Genomic DNA, 24,387 nt, shown 5'->3' on the forward strand with positions numbered 1-24,387 from the left:
GTCGTTCCCCTCTGCTGCTCACTGCGCTGTGCCGTTCGGGCGGCGCGGTGTGGTGCGTCTGGCCCGGTTTCCGGACCGTTGCCTGCGGGCCGCGGCACGCAGGGCGGCCGCGGCCAGCTCCGGTTTGGCGGCGGTGCCGTCCAGGTGCGCGGCCAGCGCGCGGATGTTCGGGTACCGGAACAGGTCCAGCAACCGGATCTGCCTGCCGGTGGCGGCGGTCAACCGGCCGTGCACGGCGGCGACGGCCAGTGAGTGGCCGCCGATGTCGAAGAAGTTGTCGGCCAGGCCGACGGACTCGCGGGCGAGCACCTCGCGCCAGATGCCCGCGAGGAGCCGCTCGGTCGCGGTGGCCTCCCCCGTGCCCACCGGCAGCTCGGGAACCTCCTGCGCGGTCACGGTCATCGCGCCGGGTGCCGGCGTCGACACCTCGGGACCCGGCAGGCCCGGCGCGACCTCGGCGGGCGAGGTGTCCGGCGCCTCGGCCAGCGCGCCGGCCAGCTCACCGAGGTCGGCGAGCAGTGCCACGACCCGGACGGTGTCGAACAGGTCCGGGTTGTACACGGTGTCGAACACGAACCGGCCGTCGCGCTCGGCCACGTACACGGTGAGGTCGAACGGCGAACCCGGCTTGGGCACCGCGACCGGTTCGGCGTCCACCTCGGACAGTCGCAGTCGCGGCTCCGCGAAGTTCAGCACGTTGAACAGCACCTGCACCAGGGGTGCGCGGGCGGTGTCGCGGCGCAGGCCGAGCGCGTCGACGATCCGTTCGAGCGGGGCGCCCGGGTGCGCGGTGACCTCACGCAGCTCCGTCGCGTTCGCGAGGACGGTGTCGGCGAAGGTGTCGGTGTTCGCACGCAGCCGCACGGGCACGATGTCGACGAAGAACCCGACCACGTCGTCGAACTCCTCGGGGCCCCGGTCGGCGACGACCGCGCCGAGCACGTGGTCGGCGCTTCCGGTGACACGGCGCAACAGCTCGGCGAGCGCGGCCAGCAACACGCTCGCGGTCGTGGTGCCGAGCTTCGCGGCCAGCTCCCGCACCGCGGTGTCCGCGTCGGACGGGAGGGGGACGCTCGCCTCGGCACCCGTGTAGGTCTGCACGGCGGGGCGGGGACGGTCACGCGGCAGGTCGAGCACGGTGGGGGCGCCCGCGAGGTGGTCGGTCCACCAGGCGAGGTCCGCCGCGCCGGTCTCGCGGTCGCGGACGCCCCGCCACACGGCGTAGTCGGCGTAGGACGCGGCGAGCGGTGGCAGTGTCGGCACCGCGCCCGTGACCGCCTGTCGGTAGGCGTCGGCGAGGTCGGCGTAGAGCGGCGCCTGCGACCAGCCGTCGAACACCGCGTGGTGCAGGGTGATCGCGAGGACGTGCTCGGCCGGCGAGAGCCGGTACAGCGTGGCGAGCCAGGAGGGGCCGGTGTCCAGGTCGAACACGTGCCGGGCGCCTGCCGCGAGCAGCCGGGCCAGGTCCTGCTCGGCGGCCACGTCGACGACGGTGAGCGGCACGTCGGCGGGCGGCGCGCAGTCGGCGAAGGGCTCGCCCGCGGTCTGCCTGATCCGCCAGCGCAGGATGTCGTGGCGGTCCGCCACGGCCCGCAACGCCCGGCGCAGCGCCGGCACGTCCAGCGGGCCGGTCAACCGGTTGGCCAGCGCGATGTTGTAGGGCGCGTCGTCCGGGGCGAGCTGGTCGGTGAACCACAGCCGGGTCTGGGGCGGCGCGAGCGTCGGCGGGTTGCCGGTGGTCGGTGCCCGGTCGGGCAGGACCGCGGCGCGTGCCAGCAGTGCGGCGAGACCCGGCACGGTCGGCGCGGCGAACAGGTCGGCGACGCTCAGCTGCCTGCGCAGCCCGTCCCGCAGGCCCGCGACCAGCCGCATGGCGGCGATCGAGTTGCCGCCGTGCGTGAAGAAGTCCGTGTCCCGGGCCGGGGTCCGGCCGAGCACCCTGGTCCACACGCGGGCGATCGCGCGCTCGGTGTCGGAGCCCGCGAACTCCGTGGCGGCGCCCGCCAGCGCGTGCTCGGCGAGTGCGCGCACGGCGTCGCGGTCGAGCTTGCCGGAGCGCGGGTCGCTCGGCAGGTGGTCGAGCCGCACGACGATGGCGGGCCGCATGGCGTCGGTCAACCGGTCCCGGGTGGCCGCGGTGAGCGCGTCGTCGGTGGGTGCGGTGGCCGGGGTGAGGATCGCGACCAGCCTGGCGCCGCCGGGTCCTGGCACGGCCTCGACCACGGCCTGCGCCACGCCGGGCTGGTCGGTCAGCACGGCCTCGATCTCGCCCAGCTCGATGCGCTGCCCTCGGACCTTGACCTGGCGGTCGATGCGGTCGACGTACACGTACTCGCCGTCGGCGTTCTCGTAGACGCGGTCGCCGGTGCGGTACAGCCGTTCGCCGGGGCGGGTGCCGAACGGGTCCGGCACGAAGCGTGCCGCGGTGCGGCCGGGCCGGCGCAGGTAGCCGTTCGCGAGGCCGGGGCCGCCGACGAGCAGCTCGCCGACCTCGCCGCGGGCCACCTCGTTCCCGTCCTCGTCCACGACGTGGACCCGGTGGCCGGGCATCGGCCTGCCGATCGGCACCGGGTCGCGGCCGTCGAGGTCGCCGCTCAACACGACGACGGTCGTCTCGGTCGGGCCGTAGACGTTGGTGAGGCGACGGCCGGGGGCCCAGCGCGCGGCGAGGTCGGAGGGCACCGCCTCGGCGCCGCAGTGCAGGAGCCGCCAGCCGGGGTGGTCCGCCGGGTCCAGCACGGACAGCATGGTCGGGGTCATGAAGCCGCGTTCCACCTCGTGCGCCACGAGGAACCGGCGCAGCAGCTCCGGGTCGGCGCGGTCCTCGGCGGAGGGCAGCTGGACCTGTCCGCCCGCGGTGAGCGGCACGAAGAGGTCGACCACGGCCGCGTCGAACCCGAGCGAGGAGATGGCGAGCGTCCGCTCCCCCGGCGTGACCGGGTACCGCTCCTGCCAGCCCGCGACGAACGCCGCCAGGTTGCCGTGGGTGGTGAGCACGCCCTTCGGCCGGCCGGTGGACCCGGAGGTGTAGATGACGTAGCAGATGTCGTGCGCCGCGGCCGGGCACGGCCTCGGCTCGGCGGGCGGCGCCGCCGGGAGCACCCGGATGCCCGGCACGGCACCGAACTCGGCCGCCGCGGCGTCACCGACGACGACGGTCACGCCCGCGTCCGAGGCGATGTCCAGCAGTCGCCTGCGGGGGCCGCCCGGCTCCAGCACCACGTAGCCGCCGCCGGACAGCAGCACGCCGAGCACCGTGGGGACGTAGTCGATGCCTCGGGTGGCGCACAGCCCCACCCGGGTCGCCGGCCCGACCCCCAGCTCACGCAACGCCTGGGCCACGCCGGCCGCCCGCCCGACCAGCTCCCGGTAGGTCAGCCGGTCGTCCCACTGCCGCACGGCCACCGCGTCGGGGGTGCGGCGTGCCTGGGCGAGGACCCGGTCCGGGATGGTGAAAGCTGTCATGATCGGTCTCCCGTCGCGTCCACGATGTGCAGGCGCAGCTCGCTGACATACCGGTGTCCCGCCGCGTCGGGCACCCACGCCTGGTCGGGTCCCGGCAGCAGTTCGGTCAGTACCACCGGCACGTCCGGGCCGCCGTCGACGACGGCCGTGCGCAGCGCGGCGCAGAGCAGCGACGCGTACGCCGGGCTGGTCAGGTCCGCGTAGAACGGCTTGGTCTCGGTGCCGAGCTTGACGAACACCGCGTCCGGCAGGCCGAGCGCGAGCCGCAGGCGGCGCACCGCGAGATAGCGGTCGCGTTCCCCCTTCGCACGCGTGAGGCCCGTCGCGTCCGCCGTGGTCCGCCACGTCTCGCGGCCGACCACCAGCCGGTCCACGGTGATCCTCGGGGTGTGCCGTGCCGGCGAGGTCAGCTTGAACGCGTCCACGGCGTGGATCGCGACCAGCTGGGAGAACACCTCGACCAGCGGCCAGCGCCTGCCCGCCGGGTCGACCGCGACCAGCTCACCATCCACTTCGGACACCACCAGTGCGGTGGTGGCGAGGGTGCGGTCCAGCCCGGCGCCCGGCGCGTCGGCGAACGCCAGGCGCACGTCCGTGGGCCCCGCGAGGCTTTCGGCGACCCGGCTCGTGCGGCGTGGCCAGTCGATCGGGAACAGCGGGCGGACCCGGCCGGTGCCGAGGTCGTCGGCGAGGGCGGAGCGCAGCCGGTCGGGGTCGGGGTGTGCTGGGGTGAACACGTCGCAGTCGAACGACGCCCACGCGGTGTGCAGCTCCCCGAGCACGACCTGGAAGTCCCCGCGTGCCAACGCTTCCGGGCCGTCGGCGCAGAGCTGGAGGTCGGGGCTGTGCAGCCGGGCGGCCGACCAGGCCGGGACGCGGTCGGGGAAGGCGGCGGCCACCCGGTCGGCGAGGGCGGCGGAGGTCGTCTCGACCGGGCCGGTCGCGTCCGCGAGGTCGAACAGCTCCGCCCAGCGACGCGCGAACTCCCCGCCCACGACGTCCACCGGACGCTCGCCTTCCGCGCCCCAGAACAGCCCCTGCGCGACGTACCACAGCTCCGACAGCCGCACGGGCGCGTCGCCTGCGTCCTCCCGCAGTTCGGCGTAGAGGTCGCGGAACGCGGCGGTGTAGGCGGTGGCGAGCTCGTCGGACAGCCAGCGGGCGGCCCGCAGCAGCAGGTCCAGCGGCGCGGCGACGGCGTCGAGCAGCGGTCGGCCGAACGTCACGTCCAGGTCCCGCGCGGTGTCCTCGTAGCAGAGGGTGCGGCCTGCGTAGACCTGACCGGCCCTGCGGTGCGGGGCGGCGCCGGTGAGCGTGGTGAACACCTCGTCCAGCCCGGCGAGCGCGACCCGCAGGGCGTCCGCGTCGCCCGCGCTGTCGGCCACGGCGTCCCGGGCGGCGCACAGGCGGTCGAGTCCCTCTACGGCACGCGCGCGTGCCGTATCGTCGCCGATCGCGGCGATGCTCCTGCGCAGCACGGCTTCCGCGGCCGAGGTGTTCGGCAGCCCCGCGTCCCACGTGACCAGACCGCGTTCCGCGAGGTGGGTGAGCATCGTGTAGCCGTCGTCCTCGCGGCGCAGGCCGGCGGCGGGGTCGGCGACGACCGCCGCGGCCGGCTGCTTGCCGTCACACGCGGACAGCAGCGCGGCCTCCGCGGAGGACAGCGTGACGGGTGGACGGCCGGGGCTGTGCACCTGGCGTCCCTCGCGGGTGAGGTGCGCGGCGAGCATCGGCGGCCACCAGCGGCGCACGGCGAGGTCGGCGCCGATCGCGTCGGCGTAGGCGTGCAGTGCCCACGCCTCGAACACCACCCAGCGGCGGCGCGTCAGGCCGGGGCCCGGGGTGATCCGCGCGGCGGCGGCCTGCTCGTCGTCGATCCGCACCCAGCAGCTCGGACCGAAGAACCCGATGGTCTCGTTCTTGCCGCTGTAGCGCTGCCAGTACTTGACGACGGCCCGTTCGCGGTCGCGGCGGCGGACGTTGCGTGGTGCGCCGGGCGCCCCGGCGGCGAGGCCCTCGAACGCGTACAGCGCGGTGGTGTTCTGCCACGTGACCGCCTCACGCATGAGCGGGTTCGCCGCGGCCGCCCCGATCCGCTCGGCGTTGGCGAGGACCGCGGCGGCGAAGTCCGCCTCGAACGTGTTGTCCCGGCCGCCCAGCAGGGCGTCCGCGCTCGCGGCGGCGGCCGGGCTGGACAGCGCGGTCAGGCCGTCGGCGGGGAATCCGGCCGAGCGGAGCAACGCGTCCCGCCACACCGACCAGCCCGTGTCGCCGAGTGGCACCCGGTGCGCACTCGGCCGTGCCGGCAGCGCCGCGCGGAGGTCGGCGGCGAGCCGTTCCGTGAGGCGGCTGGCGGGGTCGGTCAGGAAGAAGTGGCCGCCGTCGACCTCGACGACGGTCAGCCCGGCGCCCGCGTGCTGGTCCCAGGCGCGCACGTCGGCGAGCGGCACCGCCGTGTCGGCGCGCCCGGCGAACGCGACGACCGGCACCGGCAGCGGGTCACCCGCGACGAACTCGTACTCGTCGAGCGCCCGGAAGTCGGCCCGCAGCACGGGGAGCAGCAACTCGACCAGCTCCGGCTCCGCGAGGATCTCCTCGGCGAGCCCACCTCCGTCGGCCAGTCGCCGGAGCAGCTCGTCGTCGGCCAGGGTGGACAACCCGTCGAACGGGCCGGACGCGCGGACGTGCGGCGCGCGGCAGCCGCCGACGTAGAGCCGCAGCGGAAGCCCGCGGCCCGTGCGGTGCAGGTGCCGCACGACCTCGAAGGCGTGTCTGCCGCCCAGCGAGTGCCCGTACAGCGCGTAGGGGCGGTCGGCCTCCGCCGCGACGGCCTCGGCCAGCTCCGTGACGTCGAGTCGTGGGTCCTCGCCGATGCGGCTCTCGCGGCCGGGTGGCGCGACGGCGAGCAGTTCGACGTCCGGCCCGAACGCGTCCGGCCAGCCCCGGAACACGCTCGCGCCGCCGCCCGCGTAGGGCAGGCAGAACAGCCGCACCGCCGCGGCGGGACGCGGCCGGGACACCACGAACCAGTTCACCGGGCGCCTCCTCTGGCGGGCTCGATCCAGAACCTGCCGCGCTGGAAGGGATACGTGGGCAGCGGCACGCGCCGCCCGCCGGCCGAGGGCAGCCCGTCGCCGCGTGCCACCCACGCCCGCGCCACCGGCAGGAGCGGCCCGGCGCCGCACACCGCCCCTGGCGCGACGGTCTCCAGTGCGGCCACGGCCTCCTCGACCGTCGCGGCCACCACCGCGGCGCGGCGGTCGAACACCCGGCGCCCGGTGGCGAGCGTGTGTGCCACGTCGGCGAGGGCGGGCCGCCGTGTCGCCAGGTGTTCCCGCAGCCGCAGAGCGACCGCCCGCAGCGCGGTGTCGTCCCGCGCGGACAGCGGCAGCACGACCGGTCCGGCCGGGCCTTCCGCGCGTGCGTCCGGTGCCTCGGCCACGAGGACGTGCACGTTGGTGCCGCCCATGCCGAACGAGCTGACCCCGGCGACCCTGCGGTCGGTGCCCGGCCAGTCGTGCGCCTTGGTCGGCACGTACAGCGGGCCCGCGGCCAGGTCCACCTCCGGGTGGGGCCGGGTGAAGTGCAGGTTCGGCGGGATCGTCCCGGTGCGTACCGCCAGGACGGCCTTGACGAGCCCCGCGATCCCCGCGGCGGCGTCGAGGTGGCCGATGTTGGTCTTCACCGAGCCGAGCGCCACCGACTCCGGCGCACCGGTGAGCACCTCGTTGATGGCGGCGACCTCGATCGCGTCGCCGAGCGGGGTGCCGCTGCCGTGTGCCTCGACGAACCGGACGTCCTCGGGGCCCAGCTCGGCGGCGGCCAGCGCGTCGGCGAGCGCGGCGGCCTGCCCGGCAGGGCTCGGCACCGCGAACCCGGCGCGGTCGGCGCCGTCGTTGGTCATGCCCCAGCCGGGCAGGACCGCGTGGACGTGGTCGCCGTCGGCGAGCGCGTCGGCGAGCCTGCGCAGCACCACGACCCCCGCGCCGGAACCGAACCCGCAGCCCGCGGCGGCCTCGTCGAACGCGCGGCAGCGCCCGTCCGGCGAGGCCATCCCGTCGGGGGTGTGCCGGTGCCGTGGCCAGGTGACGCTGACCCCGCCCGCGAGCGCGATGTCGCAGCGGTAGTCGGCGAGGCTCTGCGCGGCGAGGCACACCGCGGCGAGCGAGCTGGAACAGGCGCTCTGGACCGCGAGTGCCGGACCGGTCAACCCGAGGCGGTAGGCGACCTGGCCGGGCAGGTGGTCGGCGAACTGCCTCGCCAGCAGCATCGCCTCCCAGTCGTCCGGGTCGGCGCCGGTCACCTCCGGGTTGCCGAGGAGGTGGAACAGGAAGTACCGGTTGACCGAGGCGGAGGCGAACACGCCGACCGACAGCTCCGGGTCGGGCACGTGGCCCGCGTTCTCCATTGCCTCCCAGGCGGTCTCGAGGAACAGCCGGTGCTGTGGGTCGGTGACGGCCGCCTCGTCCGCGGCGAAGCCGAAGAAGTCCGCGTCGAAGTCGCCGATCCCGTCGAGCCTGCCGTCCGCGCGGACGTGCCGGGGGTCGCCGCGCAGCCCGGGGCCCACGCCGAGAGCGGCCAGCTCGTCGTCGGTGTAGTCGTGGATGGCGTCCACGCCGGCGCACAGGTTCCACCAGAACGTCTCGAGGTCGGGCGCGCCGGGCAGCCGGGCGGCCATGCCGACGACCGCGATCTCGTCGCCGGTGTACTCGGGCCGTTCGCGCGGGGCCGCCGGGCGCCTGCCCGGCGTGCCGTCGAGCAGGCGGGCCTGCGCGGCGACCGTCGGGTGCTCGAAGAGTCCGGTCAGCGCCACGGTGACGCCGAACTCGGCCGCGAGACGTTGCTGCACCTGTCCGAGCAGCAGGGAGTGCCCGCCCGCGTCGAAGAAGTTGGTGGCGGGTGCCACGCGGTCCAGGCGCAGTACCGCGCACCAGATGTCGTGCACCCGGCGTTCGGTCGGGGTCAGGTCGTGGTCGGGGGCCTCGGTTCGCGGTGGGTCGGGGAGGGCGCGTTCGTCGAGCTTGCCGGTCACGGTGAGCGGGAAGTCGTCGAGGGCCACGACCGCGCGGGGCACGGCGTAGCCCGGCAGCTCGCCGGACAGTGCCGTGCGCAGTGTGCGTGGGTCGAGGCCGTGTCCCGTGACGTAGCCGAGCAGCTCGTCCCCACGGACGATCACCCGTGCCGCGGTGACACCGGGCCTGGCGAGCAGTGCCGCCTCGACCTCCGCGGGCTCGACCCGGAACCCGCGTACCTTGACCTGGCGGTCCAGCCTGCCGAGGCACACGAACGTGCCGTCGGGCAGTCGCTCCCCGAGGTCGCCGGTGCGGTAGGTGTTCGCCCCGAACGCGGCACTGTCCACGTTGGCGTATCCGCCGACGAGGAAGTCGCCGCGTACGACGATCTCGCCGTCGTCCAGGACGAGGTCGTAGCCGGGGAGCGCCGTCCCGATCGGCAGCGGGCCCGCGGCGGTCTGGTCCACCTCGGACAGCCGGAGCCGGTGGTGCGCGGCGAAGGTGATCTCGGTGGCGCCGTAGCCGTTCACGAACACGGTGTTCTGTGAGAAGATTTCACGTCCGAGGCGCACGTCCGCGTGGGTGGCCTGTTCGCCACCGAGCAGAACCGTGCGCACGCGGTGAACCCGTTGTCCCTCCAGCACGTGCAGGAGGTGACGGTAGACCGTGGGTGTCGAGTGGAGGATGGTGACGCCGTGCCGGACCACCGCGGCGGCCGCGTGGGCGAGGCCGTGGGTGCGGACGTCCACCGGCACGACCGTCGCGCCGGTGAGCAGCGCCGGGTAGAGGTCGGGGACGGCGGCGTCGAAGCTGAACGAGGCGAGCAGGCTCAGCCGGTCGTCCTCGGTGACACCGAGGCTCGCGATCTGGTTGTCCACCACGTGAAGCAGGTTCCGGTGCGTCTGCGCGACCGCCTTGGGTCGCCCCGTCGAGCCGGACGTGAACAGCACGTACGCGACGTCCTCGGGTGCGATGTCGACGGGCACCAGTGGCGCGCCGCGATCGTCGGCGACCACGACGGTCCCCGCGCCGAGGCCGCCCGCGAGTTCGGCGTGTGCCGGATCGGCCAGGATCGCGGCGACCCCCGCCTCGGCGACCATCCGGGCCAGCCGAGCGGGCGGGAAGCTCGGATCCAGTGGTACGTAGGCACATCCGGCCGCGAGCGTGCCGAGAATCCCCGCGACGGCGGGTGCGCCGTGCGCGGCGACGAGGCCGACCCGGTCACCCGGGCGCACTCCCGCGGCAGTGAGCGCACGCGCTCGACCGCCCGCCTGCTCGGCCAGCTCCGAGTACGTCAGGTCTCCGTCGCCGGTCACCACGGCCGGTCGCCGGGAATGCGATTCGGTGATCTCGATGAAGCGGTGGATGGTGGTCGCGGACATCAACACACCCCGGGTACGGGGCTGAAACGGCAGGGCAACGTGCTCCTCGGGACTGTCTCCTCGTGGGGATACGACAGGTTAGAGCGGAGAACGCGACCGCGTGACCGGAGAACTCCCAGTTAGCCCAAATGATCTTTCGGTCGCTTCTGTTCGGCGCAGGCATGTCCACCGAACAGCTCTCCGGTGCCAGGACATCGTTAACGGTGGAGATCCGAGCTGGCACAGTCCGTCATTCCTCACCCATCCCGACGGCCTGACCACGTGCCGTGACAAGCGACAAAGAAACCACAGTGGACACCGCCCCCTCCGCCGCGAACCCGAAACTCCTTGCGAGCACGTGAGATTGCGTGCGCAACGATGCCGCCGCCAACTCCCGGTGATCGGGTGGCGCGACGTTCAGTCCACTAAGGACGCTGGTCTCGCCCGCGTGCCGTAGTGTGGGTCGGGGTCGACCTACGGGGAGAGCGACGTGCGATTTCGGGCGAAGGTGGAACTGGGCGGAAAGTCGGCGACCGGGATCGAGGTGCCCGCCGAGGTGGTGGCGGCGCTGGAATCCGGTAACAGGCCGAAGGTCACCGTGACCATCGGCGGCCACACCTACCGCAGCACGGTGGCGACCAGGGACGGTCGGTTCATGCTGCCGTTGTCGGCGCAGAACCGGGAACGCGCGAAGGTCTCGGCGGGCGACGAGGTGGAGGTCACCGTCGAGCCGGACAACGCGGTGCGAGAGGTCGACGTGCCCGCCGACCTGGGTGCGGCGCTGGACGCGGACCCGGCGGCGAGGGCGTTCTTCGACCGGCTCTCCTACAGCGCCAAGCGCTGGCACGTGCTCAACGTCGAAGGGGCGAGGACACCCGGGACGCGGGCGCGGCGGATCGAGAAGTCCGTCGCCATGCTGCGTGCGAGCCGGGCCCGCTAGCGTCGAGCGCCGCCTGCCCACGGTGTCCGGACAGGACACCCCTGCCGAACCACGTCTCGGGCTGGGATATGTCCGGGAAAGGTCGGTGATAGCGGCGGTGCGAAGACTTGGTGGCGGAGGCGCACCTCGACCCGTGACTGGCCACGGTGGAGGACGCGTTCTCCACCCCCGAACGGAGTTGCCATGACCGACACTGTTTTGACCGGCCGGATCGCGGGCGCCCCCGGCGACGTCGTGCGCACCGACGTGCTGGAGCCGCAGTTCCGCTACGAGGCCGAGCACCTGCTCGCCCACTACGTACAGGTGGAGCTGGTCCTGCTGGCCGAGTACGAGCGGATGGCGCTGATCTCCCCCGCGCGGGTGCGTGAGATCGCGGGCGTGCTCGCCGGGATCCCGGCCGACGGGCTGGTCGCCGACGGCGGCGGCAACATGTCCGACATCGCCCTCGCGGTGGAACGCCGGGTGACCGAGCGGCTGACCGTGCCGGTCTGGCACGTCGACCGCAGCCGCAACGACCTGCAGGCCTGCACGCAGCTCATGTTCGGCCGCGAACGGACGCTGGCGGTGCTCGGCGACCTGCTGGCGGCGGGCACCGCGGCCAGGCGGCTCGCCGCCCGGTACACCGACGACGTCATGCCCGGCTACACCCACCTCCAGGCGGCGCAGGTCATCACCCCGGGCTTCTTCGTGAGCGCCCTGTCGGCCCACCTGCTGCGTTCGGCGGAGCGGCTGCTCGCGACCTACGACGGGCTGAACCGCTGCCCGCTCGGGTCCGGCGCGCTCGCCGGACAGGAGCTGGCGTGGGACCGCGACCGGATGGCGGACCTGCTCGGGTTCGCCGGGCCCGAGCCGCACGCGCTGGTCGGGGTGGCGTCGCGGGCGTGGCTGCTGGAGCTGGCCTGCGAGTGCTCCACCTTCGCCGTGGGGCTCTCCCGGCTCATGACCGACCTGATGACGTGGGCGGGCAGCGAACACGGGCTCGTCGAGCTGCCCGACGAGCTGGCCGGGATCTCCTCGGCCATGCCGCAGAAGAAGAACTACCCGGTGCTGGAGCGGATCCGCGGCCGCACGGCCCACCTCACGTCCTGGTACGTCGACGTGGCGATGGCCCAGCGCAACACCCCGTTCAGCAACACGGTCGAGGTGTCGAAGGAGGGCTCGGCCCAGCTCGCGGGTGCGACGGCCACGATGAGCTCCGCGTTGCGGCTGCTCACCGAGGTGCTCGACAGGCTGGAGTTCCGCACCGAACGCGCCAGGGACCGCTGCACACGGGAGTACCTCGGCGGGTTCTCGCTCGCGAACCGGCTGACGCTGGCGGCGAAGGTGCCGTGGCGGGTCGCGCAGGTGATCGCCGGGCAGTACGTGGTGGCCGCACTGGCGCGGGGGCACGACGCGGCCACGGCGGATGGCGAGTTGCTCCGCGTGGTCGCGCTGCGACACGGGCACGCCGTCACGGACACCGACGCGCTGCTGCGGGAGGCGTTCCACCCGGAGTCCGAGCTCGACCGCAGGCGCTCGGCCGGGTCGGCGCACCCGGCGGAGGTCACCCGCCTGCTCGCGGCACAGGAAGGGCGGCACGACGCGCTGGCCGCCGAGGTCGCGGCCCGACACGCCACGCTCGACGCGGCGCGGGCCCGCGTCCACGACGTGGTCGGCACAGACCAGCACGAGCGAGAGGGCGGCGACCAGTGAGCACGTTACGTCAGTCGGTGCTGTACCGGCCGAGGAGAACGGCTGCCGCCGGCGGTGTCGCGGCGTTCGGGACCTTCGGCGAGCTGCTCCAGGGTGCGCTGCCCGACGGAAACGACTTCCTGGTCACCATGCCGATCGCGCGGTGGAGCACCGCCACCTTCCGGCTCGACCCCGACGCCGACACCGTGACGGTCCTGCCGGCGCACAAGACCAAGTCGCTGCGTCTGGTCAGGATGATGCTCGACCGCTACGGCGTGCGTGGCGGCGGCACCCTCCTGCTGGAGAGCGACCTGCCCGAGGGCAAGGGCCTGGCCAGTTCGTCGGCCGACCTCGTCGCGACCGCGCGGGCGGTCGGGCGGGCCGTCGGCGTCGTGCCGGGGCCCGCCGAGATCGAGACGCTGCTGCGCGGGATCGAGCCGACCGACGGCGTGATGTACCCGGGTGTGGTGGCCTTCCACCACCGCGCGGTCCGGTTGCGCACGCGCCTCGGCCACCTGCCGAGGATGACGATCGTGGGCATCGACGAGGGCGGCTCGGTGTCGACCGTGCGGTTCAACAAGTGCCACAAGGTGTTCTCCCCCGCCGTCCGGGACACCTACGCGCGGCTGCTGGACACGTTGTCGGCGGCGATCCGGTCCGGCGACACGGCCGCCATCGGCCGGGTCGCCACCGAGAGCGCGCGGCTGAACCAGCGGTTCTGCCCGAAGGGGACACTCGACCGGATGATCGCGATCTGCCGGGAGGTCGGTGGTCTCGGCGTGGTCACCACCCACAGCGGTACCGCGCTCGGCGTGCTGCTCGACGACGCGCGGCCCGCGCACCCCGAGCGTCTCGAGTGGACGAAGCAGGCGTGCGGCGAGATCACCGGCTCCGTGTGGGTCGACCGGACCCTGCCGGACGACGGCAGGCGACGCCTGCCAGAGGAGAACACCCGCGCGGCGTGACGGAAGTCCTGTCGGGAGCCGCGGCGCGGGACCTGGTCGGCGCCGCGTCGTCGAAGGCGAGCGACACCGAGGCCGAGTTCCAGGGAGATGCCCGTGTCCGAGTACGTGGTGGTCGTCAACGACGAGGAGCAGTACTCGCTCTGGCCCGCGGCGCGGGAGATCCCGGCGGGCTGGACCGCGGCGGGGGTCCGGGGCACCGAGGACGAGTGCGTCGGGCACGTCGAGCGCGTGTGGGTGGACATGCGCCCCCGCGCCCTGCGTGGCGGTGACGACGGGATCGGGCCACTCCCCGTGGGCCACGCGCCGGTCTCGGAGTCCGCCTGCGTCGACGATGCCGGACCGTCCCGGCCGGCCGCGCCCCGCACCGAGGCGGAGCGGGTCATGGTCGAGGTGTTGGCGGCGGTGCTCGGCCGCGACACGGTCGGCGTGCACGACGACTTCTTCGCCCTCGGCGGCGACTCCGTGCTGGCGATCCACGTGGTCGCCCGCGCCAGGGAGGCCGGGTGGGCGATCAACCCCCGGCAGGTGCTCACCTGCCGGGGGCCCGCCGAGCTGGCCGCGGTGGCCGTACCAGTGGCGCAGGCCGGCACGGCCGAGCCCGACGTGGAAGCCGACGGCGACCCGTGGCAGGTCGTCGACACCTACCCGCTCTCGCCCGCGCAGGCGGGCATGGTGTTCCACACGCTGTTCGACCCGGACGGCACCGAGCACGTGGTGCAGTTCGTGTACGCCGTCGACGGCGACCTCGACACGGGTCTGCTGCGGCGCGCGTGGGAGCACGTCGTCGACCGGCACCCGATCCTGCGCACGACGTTCGCCTGGGACGGGCTGCCCGAGCCGGTGCAGCGGGTGCACCGGCACGCCCCCGTCGAGCTGCGTGAGCTGGACTGGCGGGACGTCCCGCCGTCCCGGCTGCCCGCGCGGCTCGACGAGCACCTGGCCGCCGAGCGTGCCGGCGGCGTCGACCTCGAACACCGGCCACCGCACCGGTTGGACCTGGTCAGCGTCGCGGGCGGCGGGCACCGGATGATCTGGCACGGGCACCACGTGCTGCTCGACGGCTGGAGCGCGCGGCTCGTCGTCGAGGAGGTGCGGGCCACCTACCGGAGCCTGGCCGACGGCACCCGCCCGGCCCTGCCGGAGCCCGTGCCGTTCCGCCGGCACGTGGACGCGCTGCGCGACCACGACCGGCGTGCGGCGGCGGCGTACTGGCGCAAGGTACTGGACGGTGTCCGCACCCCCACCCAGCTGTCGCTCCCCCGGCCGGAGCGTGCGGCCGGGCCGGAGGTCGAGACGTTGTTCGGCCGGCTCTCCACCGGGGACACCGGGAACCTGCGGGCTCTGGCGCGGCGGCACCGGTTGACGGTCGCCTCGGTCGTGCACGCGGCCTGGGGGCTGCTGCTGAGCAGGCATGGCGGCGGCCGGGACGTCGTGTTCGGCACGACGGTGACCGGCCGCTCCGGCGGGCTGCCCGGCGTAGAGCGGATCGTCGGGCTGCTCGTCACCACGCTCCCCGTCCGGGTGCGGGTGCCCCTCGACGCGAAGGTCGGCGACTGGCTGCGTGGGGTGCACGAGCAGCTGGTCGACCTCCGCGCCCACGAGCACTGCGCACTGGTCGACGTGCGCCGCCAGAGCGAGGTGCCTGCCGGGCAGCGGCTGTTCGACACGGTCGTCGTGTTCGAGCCGACGCACCGGAACCTCGCCGGGGAGGGCGGCGTGACGTTCACGCCGCTGCGCACCGAGGAGCGGACCGGTTACCAGCTGGTGCTGAACGTGGTGCCGGGTGACGAGCTGGCCTACCGGCTCGACTTCCGGCCCGGCCGGATCGCGCCGGACGCCGCCAGGCGGCTCACGGCGCACTTCGCGATGCTGCTCACCGAGCTGGCCGCGCCGGACGCGAGGATCGGCGACCTCGCGCCGCTGCCGGAGGCCGAGCGTGCGCTGGTGGTGGAGCGGTTCAACGACACGGCGGCGGAGTTCCCCGCGCACCTGTGCCTGCACGAGCTGTTCGAGCGGCAGGCCGACCGCTGCCCCGACGCCGTGGCCGTGCGCACCGGCACCGGGTCGGTCTCCTACGCCGAGCTGGACGTGCGGGCGAACCGGCTGGCCCACCACCTTGTCGACCTCGGTGTCGGGCCGGAGTCGCTCGTGGGCATCTGCGTCGAGCGCGACCTGGACATGGTGGTCGGTCTGCTGGCGGTGCTGAAGGCAGGCGCGGCGTACGTACCGCTCGACCCCGGGCACCCCGCCGAACGGCTGGCGCGCGTGCTGGCCGACACCGCCGCGCCGGTGGTGCTCACCCAGGAACGGTTGCTGGGCCGGGTGCCCAGGCACGGCGGCCGGGTGATCTGCCTGGACGGCGCCGAGGACGCCGCACGCGTCGCGACCCGCCCCGGCGGCCGGGTGGCGCGCACGGTGTCGCCGGAGAACCTCGCGTACGTGACCTACACGTCCGGCTCGACCGGCATGCCGAAGGGCACCCTCATCCGCCACCGCGGCATCGTCAACTACGTCTGGTGGATGGCGAACCGCTTCCCGCTCACCGGCGGGGACACGGTGCCACAGCTCGCGGGGCTGTCGTTCGACGTGTCCGCGTACGAGCTGTTCTGGCCGTGGGCGCGTGGCGCGGCCGTGCTGCTGACCAGGCCGGACGGCCACCGCGACCCGAGGTACCTCGTGGACACGATGGTCGGCGAGAACGTGACCGCCGCCCACGTGGTGCCCTCCATGCTGCGTGCTGTGCTGCCGTTGCTCGGCGAGCGGCGGCTGCCGCTGCGCTGGCTGCTCGCGAGCGCGGAGGCACTCACCATGGACGTGCTCGAGGAATGGGAGAAACGCTGCCCCGACACGGAGCTGCTGAACCTCTACGGCGTGACCGAGGTGTCGGTGGACTCGACGGTGTGGTCGTGCCACTCCTCGGCCGGCCTGGTGTCGGTGGGCTCGCCGATCGCCAACACGCGGGTGTACGTCCTGGACGCGGCGGGCGCGCCCGCCCCGGTCGGTGTGGTGGGCGAGGCCCACCTCGCCGGCGCGGGCGTCGGCCGCGGCTACCACGGCAGGCCGGGGTTGACCGCCAGCCGGTTCGTGCCGGACCCGTTCGGGCCGCCGGGCGAGCGGATGTACCGCACCGGCGACCTGGTGCGCTGGCTGCCCGGCGGCACGCTGGAGTTCCTCGGGCGGCTGGACCACGAGGTGAAGATCCGCGGGTTCCGGGTGGACCTCGGCGAGGTCGAGGCGGCGGTCCTGACCCACCCCGGCCTGGCGCACGCGGTGGTCGTCGCCCGCGCCGACGCACGCGGGTCGAGGCGCCTCGTGGCGTACGTGGTCGCGAACCGGGCACCCGCGCCCACGACGGCGGAGCTGCGTGCCCACCTGCACGACCGGCTGCCGGACTACATGGTGCCCGCCGCGTTCGTCGTGCTGGACACGATCCCGTTGAACCCCAACGGGAAGGTGGACCGCGCCGCGCTGCCGGAGGTCGGCGGCGCCGGGCAGGAGCCCTCGTTCGTCGCCCCGCGCACCTCAGTGGAGCACATCCTCGCGGGGGTGTGGCGCGAGGTGCTCGGGGTGCCGGAGGTCGGCGTGCACGACAACTTCTTCGACCTCGGCGGCGACTCCGTCCTCTCGATCCGGGTGATGGCGGCCGCGCGGCGGGCCGGGCTGGCGCTGACGCCGAGGCAGATGTTCGCCGACCCCACGATCGCCGACCTCGCTGTCCACGCCCGGGCGGAGGACGGCGGCGAACACCGGTAGCGCGACAGCGAAAAGGGGGAGACACCGTCGAGGTGTCTCCCCCTGTCACGTCAGGCGCTTTGTTCCTCCGCGACGGAGACCCGGACCGCGGCCAGTGCGTGGTCCAGGGTCTCGCCCACCGCTTCCGGGGTGGGGCCGCAGGCGATCACGTGCCCCAGCCTGCCGTAGGCGTCCCGTGCCGGCGCCACCCTGGCCCCTGGCACCGCCGACACCAGCACGTCACGTACCCCGGGCAGGGTCCGCGCGGTGTCCACACCGGACACCGCGGTCACCGTGCCGGACCGGTCGGCCATGACGAACCGGATACCCGCCCGGCTGTCCTGTCCGGACCTCGCGGTCAGGTCGACCGGCAGCCCCGCCGCCGACCGGACCAGCTGCTCGATGAGGTCGATCCCGTCCACGATGCGGACCAGCGCCGGGATCATCCCGCCCGCCAGCCGCACGTTGATCTCCACGACCGCCACCCGGTCGCCCGCGAGCTTCACCTCGGTGTGCGTCGGGCCCTCGCGCACACCGACCGCGGCGAGCGCGGAGCGCACCGTGTCGACGATCCGCGCGGAGGTCCCGGCGTCGAGCGGTGCCGGGTAGAGGTGGCCCGACTCGACGAAGTACGGGTCGCCGGTCACCTCCTTCGCCGTGATGCCGACACAGGTCGCCACGCCCGCCGAGGAGAACATCTCCACGCTGTACTCCGGCGCGTCCAGGTACTCCTCGACCAGCGCGACCCCGGCGGCGGGCTGGTCGCGGGCGTTGACCCTGGCCGCCAGGATCCGCCCGAGCTGTGCGCGCACCTGTGGCCACGACCGGCACAGCAGCACGTTCTGCGACCCGGACTCGTCCACCGGCTTGACCACGCACGGCAGGCCGATCGCCGCGACGTCCGCTCCCGCGTCGGTCACGGCGGCGAACCGCGGCTGGCCGATCCCGGCCTCGGCCAGCCGCTCCCGCAGGCGTGCCTTGTCGCGGCAGCGCCAGATGGCCGCCGGCGGGTTGCCGGGCAGCCCGAGCCGCTCGGCGAGGCGGGCGGCGGCGAGCAGGTAGAACTCGCTCGTCGTGGTGACCCCGGCGACGGGACCGGAGACGGCCCCGGCCAGCGCCGAGAAGTCGTTGGTGTCACAGGGAACCACCTCTGCGCCGGTGTCCGCCAGGCCCCGGTACCTGCCCGGGTCGCCCGTCAGCAGCACCGGCTCGAAGCCCAGCCGCGCGGCCGTGGTCAGCGCCAGCATGCCGGTGCCGGTGGTGTTGGACTCGACGAAGATCAGGCGACGCGCCACGCCAGGTCCTTTCGCGACTCGGTGAGGTAGCTGCAGGACCAGCTGCGCACGCGCACGCCGTAGGGCACCCGCACGGGCTCGGTCCGGTCCGGCAACTCGTGCAGGCGGTGGGTGTCCCAGTGGCCGTCGTCGTAGACCGTGTCGGCGTACCGGTCGCCCCGGTCGGGGAAGATCCCCACCGCCCTGGCGCCCTCGGGCAGCCCGGCCACGACGTGGCGGAGCACCCGGTACACCGAGCCGGCGGTGTTGCCCCCGAAGACCTGCTGTTCGCGGGCGAGCGCGCGGGCGGCCGTGAACGCCTCCCGGTCGTTGAGCCAGTGCACCTCGTCGATCTGCGCATGGTCGAGGTTCGGCGGGTGCATGCTGTTGCCCAGCCCGCTCTGCAGCCGCTTCGGCTCGTCCGGCTGTCCGAACAGGACACTGCCGACGCAGTCGACGCCGACCACCCACAGGTCCGGCAGGTACTCGCGCAACGCGCGTGCGCTGCCGCACAGCGATCCCCCGCTGCCGACCGCGCCGACGAGCACGTCGACGTGACCGAGGTCGGCGAGCAGCTCCTCGGCCAGGGTCCGGTACGCCGCCGGGTTCTGCGGGTTGCTGTACTGGCGGGGCCAGAACGCCCCGTCCAGCTCGGCGCGGAGCTGCTCGAGCCGTTCGAGCCGCGCGCTCTGCCAGCCGTGCGCCGACATCTTCGGCACCACCTCGACCACGCAGCCGAGCGACCGCAGCTTCGCGAGCGTCATGGGGTCGATCCTCGGGTCGGTCACGATGTACACGGGGTGGCCGAGCGCGGTGCCGACGAGCGCGACCCCGAGCGCCATCGTGCCCGACGAGCTCTCGATGATCGGCGCGCCGGGGCGCAGTTCGCCGGACTCCCGCGCGCTCAGGATGATCTGCCTCGCCACCCGGTCCTTCATGGCGAACATGTTCTGCAGCTCCAGCTTCGCGTACGCCGTGGCGCGGGGTCCCGGCAGGTCGAGGCGGAGCAGTGGGGTGTGGCCTATCGCGTCGATCATGTTCTCGTGCAGCATCCGGGTCCTTCCGTTGGCGGGCGGGGCAACCGGCGGGGAGAGCGGGCCCGGTCCCATGATCTTGCGTGCGTCCATCACGCGGCCTTCGTGGACATATCCCCGGCGGTTCCCGCCGGCGCGGGAGGCGTGGAGAGCGCACTGAGAGACAACAGCGGCGAATGTCCACTGGCTACCATCGGTTGACGAACGCCGCACCGCTTGGGGAACAGTCATGACCTCGGCGACCGATCCCGACGAGCGCAACGAGCCCGTGCGCTTCGAGCTGCTCGGCCCGGTGGCCGTGGTGTGCGGCGACCGGCGCGTGCAGCTGCGTGCGCACCGCCACCGGGTCATCCTCTCGACGCTGCTGCTCGAGGCGAACCGGGTGGTCAGCGGCGACACCCTGGTCGACTCGATCTGGGAGGCGCAGCCGCCGGTCACCGCACGCAGCCAGATCCACATCTGCGTGTCGGCGATCCGCCGCCGCCTGCGGGAGTTCGGCGCGGACCACCTGATCTCCACCGAGCCCAACGGCTACCTCATCCGCGTCGAGGACGACCAGCTCGACCACCGCCGCTTCGCCAGGCTCACCGCCACCGCGACCCAGCTCGCCAGGCAGGGCAACACGGCCGACGCCGCGACGACCCTGCGCCAGGCGCTCGCGCTGTGGCGGGGGCGTGCCCTTGCCGACGTGAACAGCGGCCCCCTGAGTCCCAGGGCGGCCAGGCTGGACGAGGACCACCTGGTGGCGCTGGAGAGCTGCGCGGAGCTGGAACTGCGCCTCGGCAGGCACCGCGAGCTGATCAGCGAGCTGGCCGAGCGCGTCGCGTCGTTCCCGCTGCGTGAGCGCAGCCGGGCGCAGCTGATGCTGGCGCTGCACAGGTCCGGCAGGCAGGCGGAGGCCCTTGAGGTCTACCGGGAGGGCCGCCGCGAGCTCGTCGAGCAGCTGGGTCTGGAGCCGGGCGAGGAGCTGCGCAGGACCGAGGCGCTGGTCCTGTCCGACGAGGCGGGCCTCCCTGCGCCGGAGCAGGAACCCGCCCCGCCGCCCCCGGCCCGTCAGCTGCCCGCCGACATCGGGGACTTCGTCGGCCACGACGCCCTCGTCGAGCGGCTCACCGGGCTGCTGGTGCGCGCACCGGGCGAGTCACGCAGGCCCGCGGTGCCGGTCGTGGTGGTCACGGGCACCGGCGGCGTCGGCAAGAGCACGCTGGCCGTGCACGTCGCGCACCTGCTCGCCGGTGAGCAGTTCCCGGACGGCCAGCTGTACGCGAACCTCGGCGGCAACCAGCCGCGCCCCCGCCAGCCCGGTGAGGTCCTGAGCAGGTTCCTCCGCGCGCTCGGCGTGTTCCACTCGGCGATCCCCGACGACGTCGACGAGCGGGCGGAGCTGTACCGCAGCCTGCTCGCCGAGCGGCAGGTGCTGGTGCTGCTCGACGGCGCGGTCGCCGAGTCCCAGGTGCGGTCGCTGCTGCCGGGGAGCGCCACGTGCGGCGTGCTCGTCACCAGCCGCACCCCGCTGACCGGGCTGGCCGGGGCCGCGCAGGTCGACGTGCGCACGTTCGACGACGACCAGGCGGCCGCCCTGCTCGGCAGGATCGCCGGGGTGCGGCGCGTCGAGGCCGAGCGTGCCGAGGTGACCGAGCTGAGCAGGCTCGTCGGCGGCCTGCCCCTCGGTCTGCGCATCATCGGCTCGCGCCTCGCCGCGCGTCCACACTGGACACTGGGGACGATGTCGCGGCGGCTCGCCGACCGGCGCAACCGGCTCGACGAGCTGGCACACGGCGATCTCGGTGTCCGCTCGACGATCTCGTTCAGCTACGAGTCGGTGCCGGGGCGGGCTCGGCTGCTCCTGCGGCTGCTGAGCGAGGTCGACACGGACGGCGTGCCCGACTGGCTGCCCTCTGCCGTGCTCGACACCGACCGCGCCGACGCGGACGAGCAGGTCGAGACCCTGGTGGACGCCCAGCTCGTCGAGCTCGTGAGCGACGGTGCCCGCGTCAGGTACCGGATCCACGAGCTGGTCAGGGTCTTCGCGAGGGAGCAGTCCGCGACGGACTCCCCCGAGGCGCGCACGGCCATGCTCACCAGGGTGTGCGGCGGCTGGCTGCTCCTGGCCGAACAGGCGCACCAACGGCTCTACGGCGGCCAGTTCACGATCCTGCACGGCTCCGCGCAGCGGTGGGGGGCCGGGGAGCTGACGGTGCGCGGCGACCCGCTGCACTGGCTGGAGACCGAGCGGGTCAACCTGTGCGCGGCGGTGCGCCTGGCCGGGGCCGCCGGTCTCGACGAGCTGGCGTGGGACCTCGCGATGACGCTGGTGACGCTGTTCGAGGCACACGGTCACGTCGACGAGTGGGTGGAGACCCACGAGGCGGCGCTGGAGGCGGTGCGCCGCACCGGGAACCGGCGTGGCGAGGCCGCGATCCTCTGCTCGCTCGGCTCGCTGTACGTCGGTCGCGGGCAGACCGGTCACGCCCGGTCCATCCTGATCCCGGCGCTGCGCACGTTCATGGCCCTGGGCGACCCGTGTGGCCGCGCGCTGGCCGCGCGCAACATCGCCGCGGCACACTTCGCCGACGGCGACCTGCGGCAGTCGAGCGTCCGCTACCAGCAGGCGCTCGCCGAGTTCCGCAGGCTCGGCGACCAGGTCGGCGAGGCGCACGTGCTCATCAGCCTGGCCAGGATCGACCTGGCCGGCGGCGACGCCGACACCGCGCTCGCGCAGCTGGAGGAGGCACTGCGGCTGGCGGAGCTGACCGGCCACGACCGCACACAGGCGCAGGCCCTGCACCGGATGGGTGAGGCGGCGCTCGCGCGGGGGCGGCCGAAGGAGGCGCGGCAGCGGCTGCGGCAGGCGCTGGTGCTGGTGTGCGCCAGGAACGACCGGATCGGGCAGATGCACGTCCTGCACGCACTGGGTCGCACGCATCTGGCGCTGCGGCAGCACAAGAGCGCCGAACGCAGGCTGCGGGACGCGTTGACGATCGCCGGTGAGGTGGCCGATCCGGTGACGGGCGAACAGCTCCGGTCGGCACTGGGCCACTTCGGCGACCGCCTCGACGACGCGGCGAGCGCGTGAGCCGGGTCAGCGTGCCGACGACGTGTCGTCGCGCCTGATGTGCCACGGGGTGTCGAGCTGGGCCATGGTGGTGCTCCGTTCCTTTTACGTACGAACGACTTGCGCACCATGAAAGTAGTGAACGCGGCTATCTCGGACCTATCTCGCCGCCGAGACCGTCGCCCTGTGCGGCAGCGGGGGGCGAGGCAGGAAATGCCCGGCCCCCGCTGCCGCCTCCCCCAGTGGCCGACGGGCGACCCCCCCGGTCGTGTGCAAAGCCCGTCGTGCGCTGGTTACCAGCATGGCGCCGTCACGGGACCCGGAACAGCGGGTGACCGTCGCCAGGTGTGTTGGCGACGGGCGACGCCTGGGAAAGGAGGACGCGGCGCACCAGACTGGCTGACATGCCAGGACGCTCGAGAATTCGGTCGCCGATGTCCCGTCGCGGCTCCGGGGGCCGACACGGTGGCTAGGCTGGCATCGTTGGTCACCAGTCGACGGCGCCGGGGGTGCTCATGACTGAACAGCCGGACCCTTTCGGCGCGGAACTGCGGCGGCGCAGGGTGGCCGCGGGGTGGTCGCTGTCGATGCTCGCCAAGCGGGTGCACTACAGCAAGGGCCACCTCGGCAAGGTCGAGACGGGGTCCAAGCTGCCCGGCATCGACCTCGCCCGCCGGTGTGACGCGGTCCTCGACGCGGGCGGCCAACTCGCCGCCCTGGCAGGCAAGACCCAGCCCGACAGCCCTCCGACGGTTGCCGAGGCCGAGCACGGTGGCGAACTGTGGGTGATGAGCATGGCGCCGGACGGATCGAGCTGGCTGGTACCCATGCCCCGGCGCGAGGCACTCGCGACCGGCGCCGTGTCGTTGTTCGGGTTGAGCCTGCGCCCACAGGGCTTCTCGGCAGCCGCCGACCAGGAGGCCACGCTCACGGCCTTCCGTTCGCTGTTCGAGCAGGTTCGGCTGCTGGGGCAGACCACGAGTCCCAGCGTCGTGCTGCCGACCGTGATCGCCCAGACCCACACGCTGCGCGGGATCGCCAGCGCGGCTTCCCCACCGCTGCGGGAGAAGCTGCTGCGGCTGGCCGCACGCTACGCGGAGTACGCGGGCTGGATGGCCCAGGAGGCCGGCGACGAACGGGGCGCGTTGTGGTGGACCCGTGTCGCGGTGGAGATGGGTGAGGCGGCCGGTGACACCGAACTGGCCACCTACGCCCTGATCCGCCAGGCTCTGATCACGCTCTACCGCGACGACGCCGTCGGCACCATCGAGCTGGCGCGGCAGGCCCGGGCCGCCCCCGGGACGTCCCGGCGCGTGCGTGGGCTCGCCGCGTTGCGTGAGGCCCAGGGACACGCGCTCGCCTGCGACTACGACCGGTGCCGGCAGGCACTCGACATCGCGGTGGCGCTGCTGGACGACACCGAGCACGACTCGCCGTCCGGCCCGGTGATCGGTTCGGCGTCGGTCGCGGGCGCGAGCCTGAGCGAGCTCGTGGCCGGCTGGTGCCTGCACGACCTCGGCAGGCCCCAGGAGGCGGTGGACGTCCTCGACCGGCAACTGCTCATCCTCCCCGAGACCGCCCGCCGCTCCTACGCGCGTTTCGGTGCGCGGCGGGCACTCGCCTGTCTCGCCTCGGGCGAGGTCGACCACGCCGGCGCGCTCACCGAGCAGGTCCTCGACGCCGCCGCCGTGGTCGACTCGGCCACCATCCGCCACGACCTGCGCCGCCTGGCACAGGCCCTCGCCCGCTGGCGCACCCGGCAGTCGGTGCGCGACGTGTACCCGCGACTGAGCGCGGCGCTGCGCACACCGACGCTCTGACCGCACCGACCGACCCGACCGACCCCTTGCCATCCCACGGGAACACTGCGAGCCTCGA

General features: G+C 74.0%; 11 protein-coding genes. 6 read left to right on the top strand and 5 right to left on the bottom strand.

All coding sequences use genetic code 11. The features are described 5' to 3' along the window. Window positions 1–18: 18 nt before the first annotated feature. From CLV71_RS34305 to CLV71_RS34315, 3 genes are read right to left on the bottom strand one after another with little or no spacing between them, the layout of a single operon-like run. Complete coding sequence (locus CLV71_RS34305; RefSeq protein ID WP_133907057.1) at window positions 19–3,465, bottom strand: non-ribosomal peptide synthetase; 3,447 nt, start codon at window positions 3,463–3,465, stop codon at window positions 19–21. Further along, on the bottom strand, window positions 3,462–6,500 hold the full coding sequence (locus tag CLV71_RS34310; RefSeq protein ID WP_133907058.1) for a thioesterase domain-containing protein: 3,039 nt from the start codon (window positions 6,498–6,500) through the stop codon (window positions 3,462–3,464). The genes CLV71_RS34305 and CLV71_RS34310 overlap by 4 nt, the downstream gene beginning before the upstream one ends. Continuing rightward, window positions 6,497–9,859 (bottom strand): AMP-binding protein, encoded by a 3,363-nt coding sequence (locus CLV71_RS34315; RefSeq protein ID WP_133907059.1) that lies wholly within the window; start codon window positions 9,857–9,859, stop codon window positions 6,497–6,499. The genes CLV71_RS34310 and CLV71_RS34315 overlap by 4 nt, the downstream gene beginning before the upstream one ends. 469 nt (window positions 9,860–10,328) lie before the next feature. Here CLV71_RS34315 and CLV71_RS34320 point away from each other — a divergent pair, with 469 nt between their 5' ends. The 4 genes from CLV71_RS34320 to CLV71_RS34335 all read left to right on the top strand — a co-directional run bounded on the left by CLV71_RS34320 (window position 10,329) and on the right by CLV71_RS34335 (window position 17,167). After that, the gene (locus CLV71_RS34320) at window positions 10,329–10,778 is read left to right on the top strand and encodes a YdeI/OmpD-associated family protein (protein WP_133907060.1); all 450 of its coding nucleotides are present in this window, start codon (window positions 10,329–10,331) and stop codon (window positions 10,776–10,778) included. A gap of 183 nt (window positions 10,779–10,961) precedes the next feature. Continuing rightward, window positions 10,962–12,470 (top strand): argininosuccinate lyase, encoded by a 1,509-nt coding sequence (locus CLV71_RS34325; RefSeq protein WP_133907061.1) that lies wholly within the window; start codon window positions 10,962–10,964, stop codon window positions 12,468–12,470. Then, on the top strand, window positions 12,467–13,414 hold the full coding sequence (locus CLV71_RS34330; RefSeq protein WP_208297887.1) for a GHMP family kinase ATP-binding protein: 948 nt from the start codon (window positions 12,467–12,469) through the stop codon (window positions 13,412–13,414). Before CLV71_RS34325 ends, CLV71_RS34330 begins: the two co-directional genes overlap by 4 nt. Before the next feature lie 93 nt (window positions 13,415–13,507). Continuing rightward, window positions 13,508–17,167: a non-ribosomal peptide synthetase gene (locus CLV71_RS34335; RefSeq protein WP_166664381.1), complete on the top strand. Its 3,660-nt coding sequence runs from the start codon at window positions 13,508–13,510 to the stop codon at window positions 17,165–17,167. 50 nt (window positions 17,168–17,217) lie between these two features. Here CLV71_RS34335 and CLV71_RS34340 read toward each other — a convergent pair whose 3' ends face one another. Continuing rightward, on the bottom strand, window positions 17,218–18,441 hold the full coding sequence (locus tag CLV71_RS34340) for an ATP-grasp domain-containing protein (RefSeq protein WP_208297888.1): 1,224 nt from the start codon (window positions 18,439–18,441) through the stop codon (window positions 17,218–17,220). Further along, complete coding sequence (locus CLV71_RS48830) at window positions 18,426–19,547, bottom strand: PLP-dependent cysteine synthase family protein (protein WP_208297889.1); 1,122 nt, start codon at window positions 19,545–19,547, stop codon at window positions 18,426–18,428. Before CLV71_RS48830 ends, CLV71_RS34340 begins: the two co-directional genes overlap by 16 nt. Window positions 19,548–19,683: 136 nt before the next feature. On the opposite strand from CLV71_RS48830, the gene CLV71_RS34345 reads away from it, so the two are divergent. Both CLV71_RS34345 and CLV71_RS34350 read left to right on the top strand, forming a co-directional pair. Further along, complete coding sequence (locus CLV71_RS34345) at window positions 19,684–22,530, top strand: AfsR/SARP family transcriptional regulator (protein ID WP_133907063.1); 2,847 nt, start codon at window positions 19,684–19,686, stop codon at window positions 22,528–22,530. A gap of 494 nt (window positions 22,531–23,024) precedes the next feature. Continuing rightward, window positions 23,025–24,329 (top strand): helix-turn-helix domain-containing protein, encoded by a 1,305-nt coding sequence (locus CLV71_RS34350; RefSeq protein WP_133907064.1) that lies wholly within the window; start codon window positions 23,025–23,027, stop codon window positions 24,327–24,329. Window positions 24,330–24,387: the final 58 nt, after the last annotated feature.

Origin of the sequence: Actinophytocola oryzae, assembly GCF_004364325.1 — a bacterium.
Taxonomy (GTDB): Bacteria; Actinomycetota; Actinomycetes; order Mycobacteriales; family Pseudonocardiaceae; genus Actinophytocola; species Actinophytocola oryzae.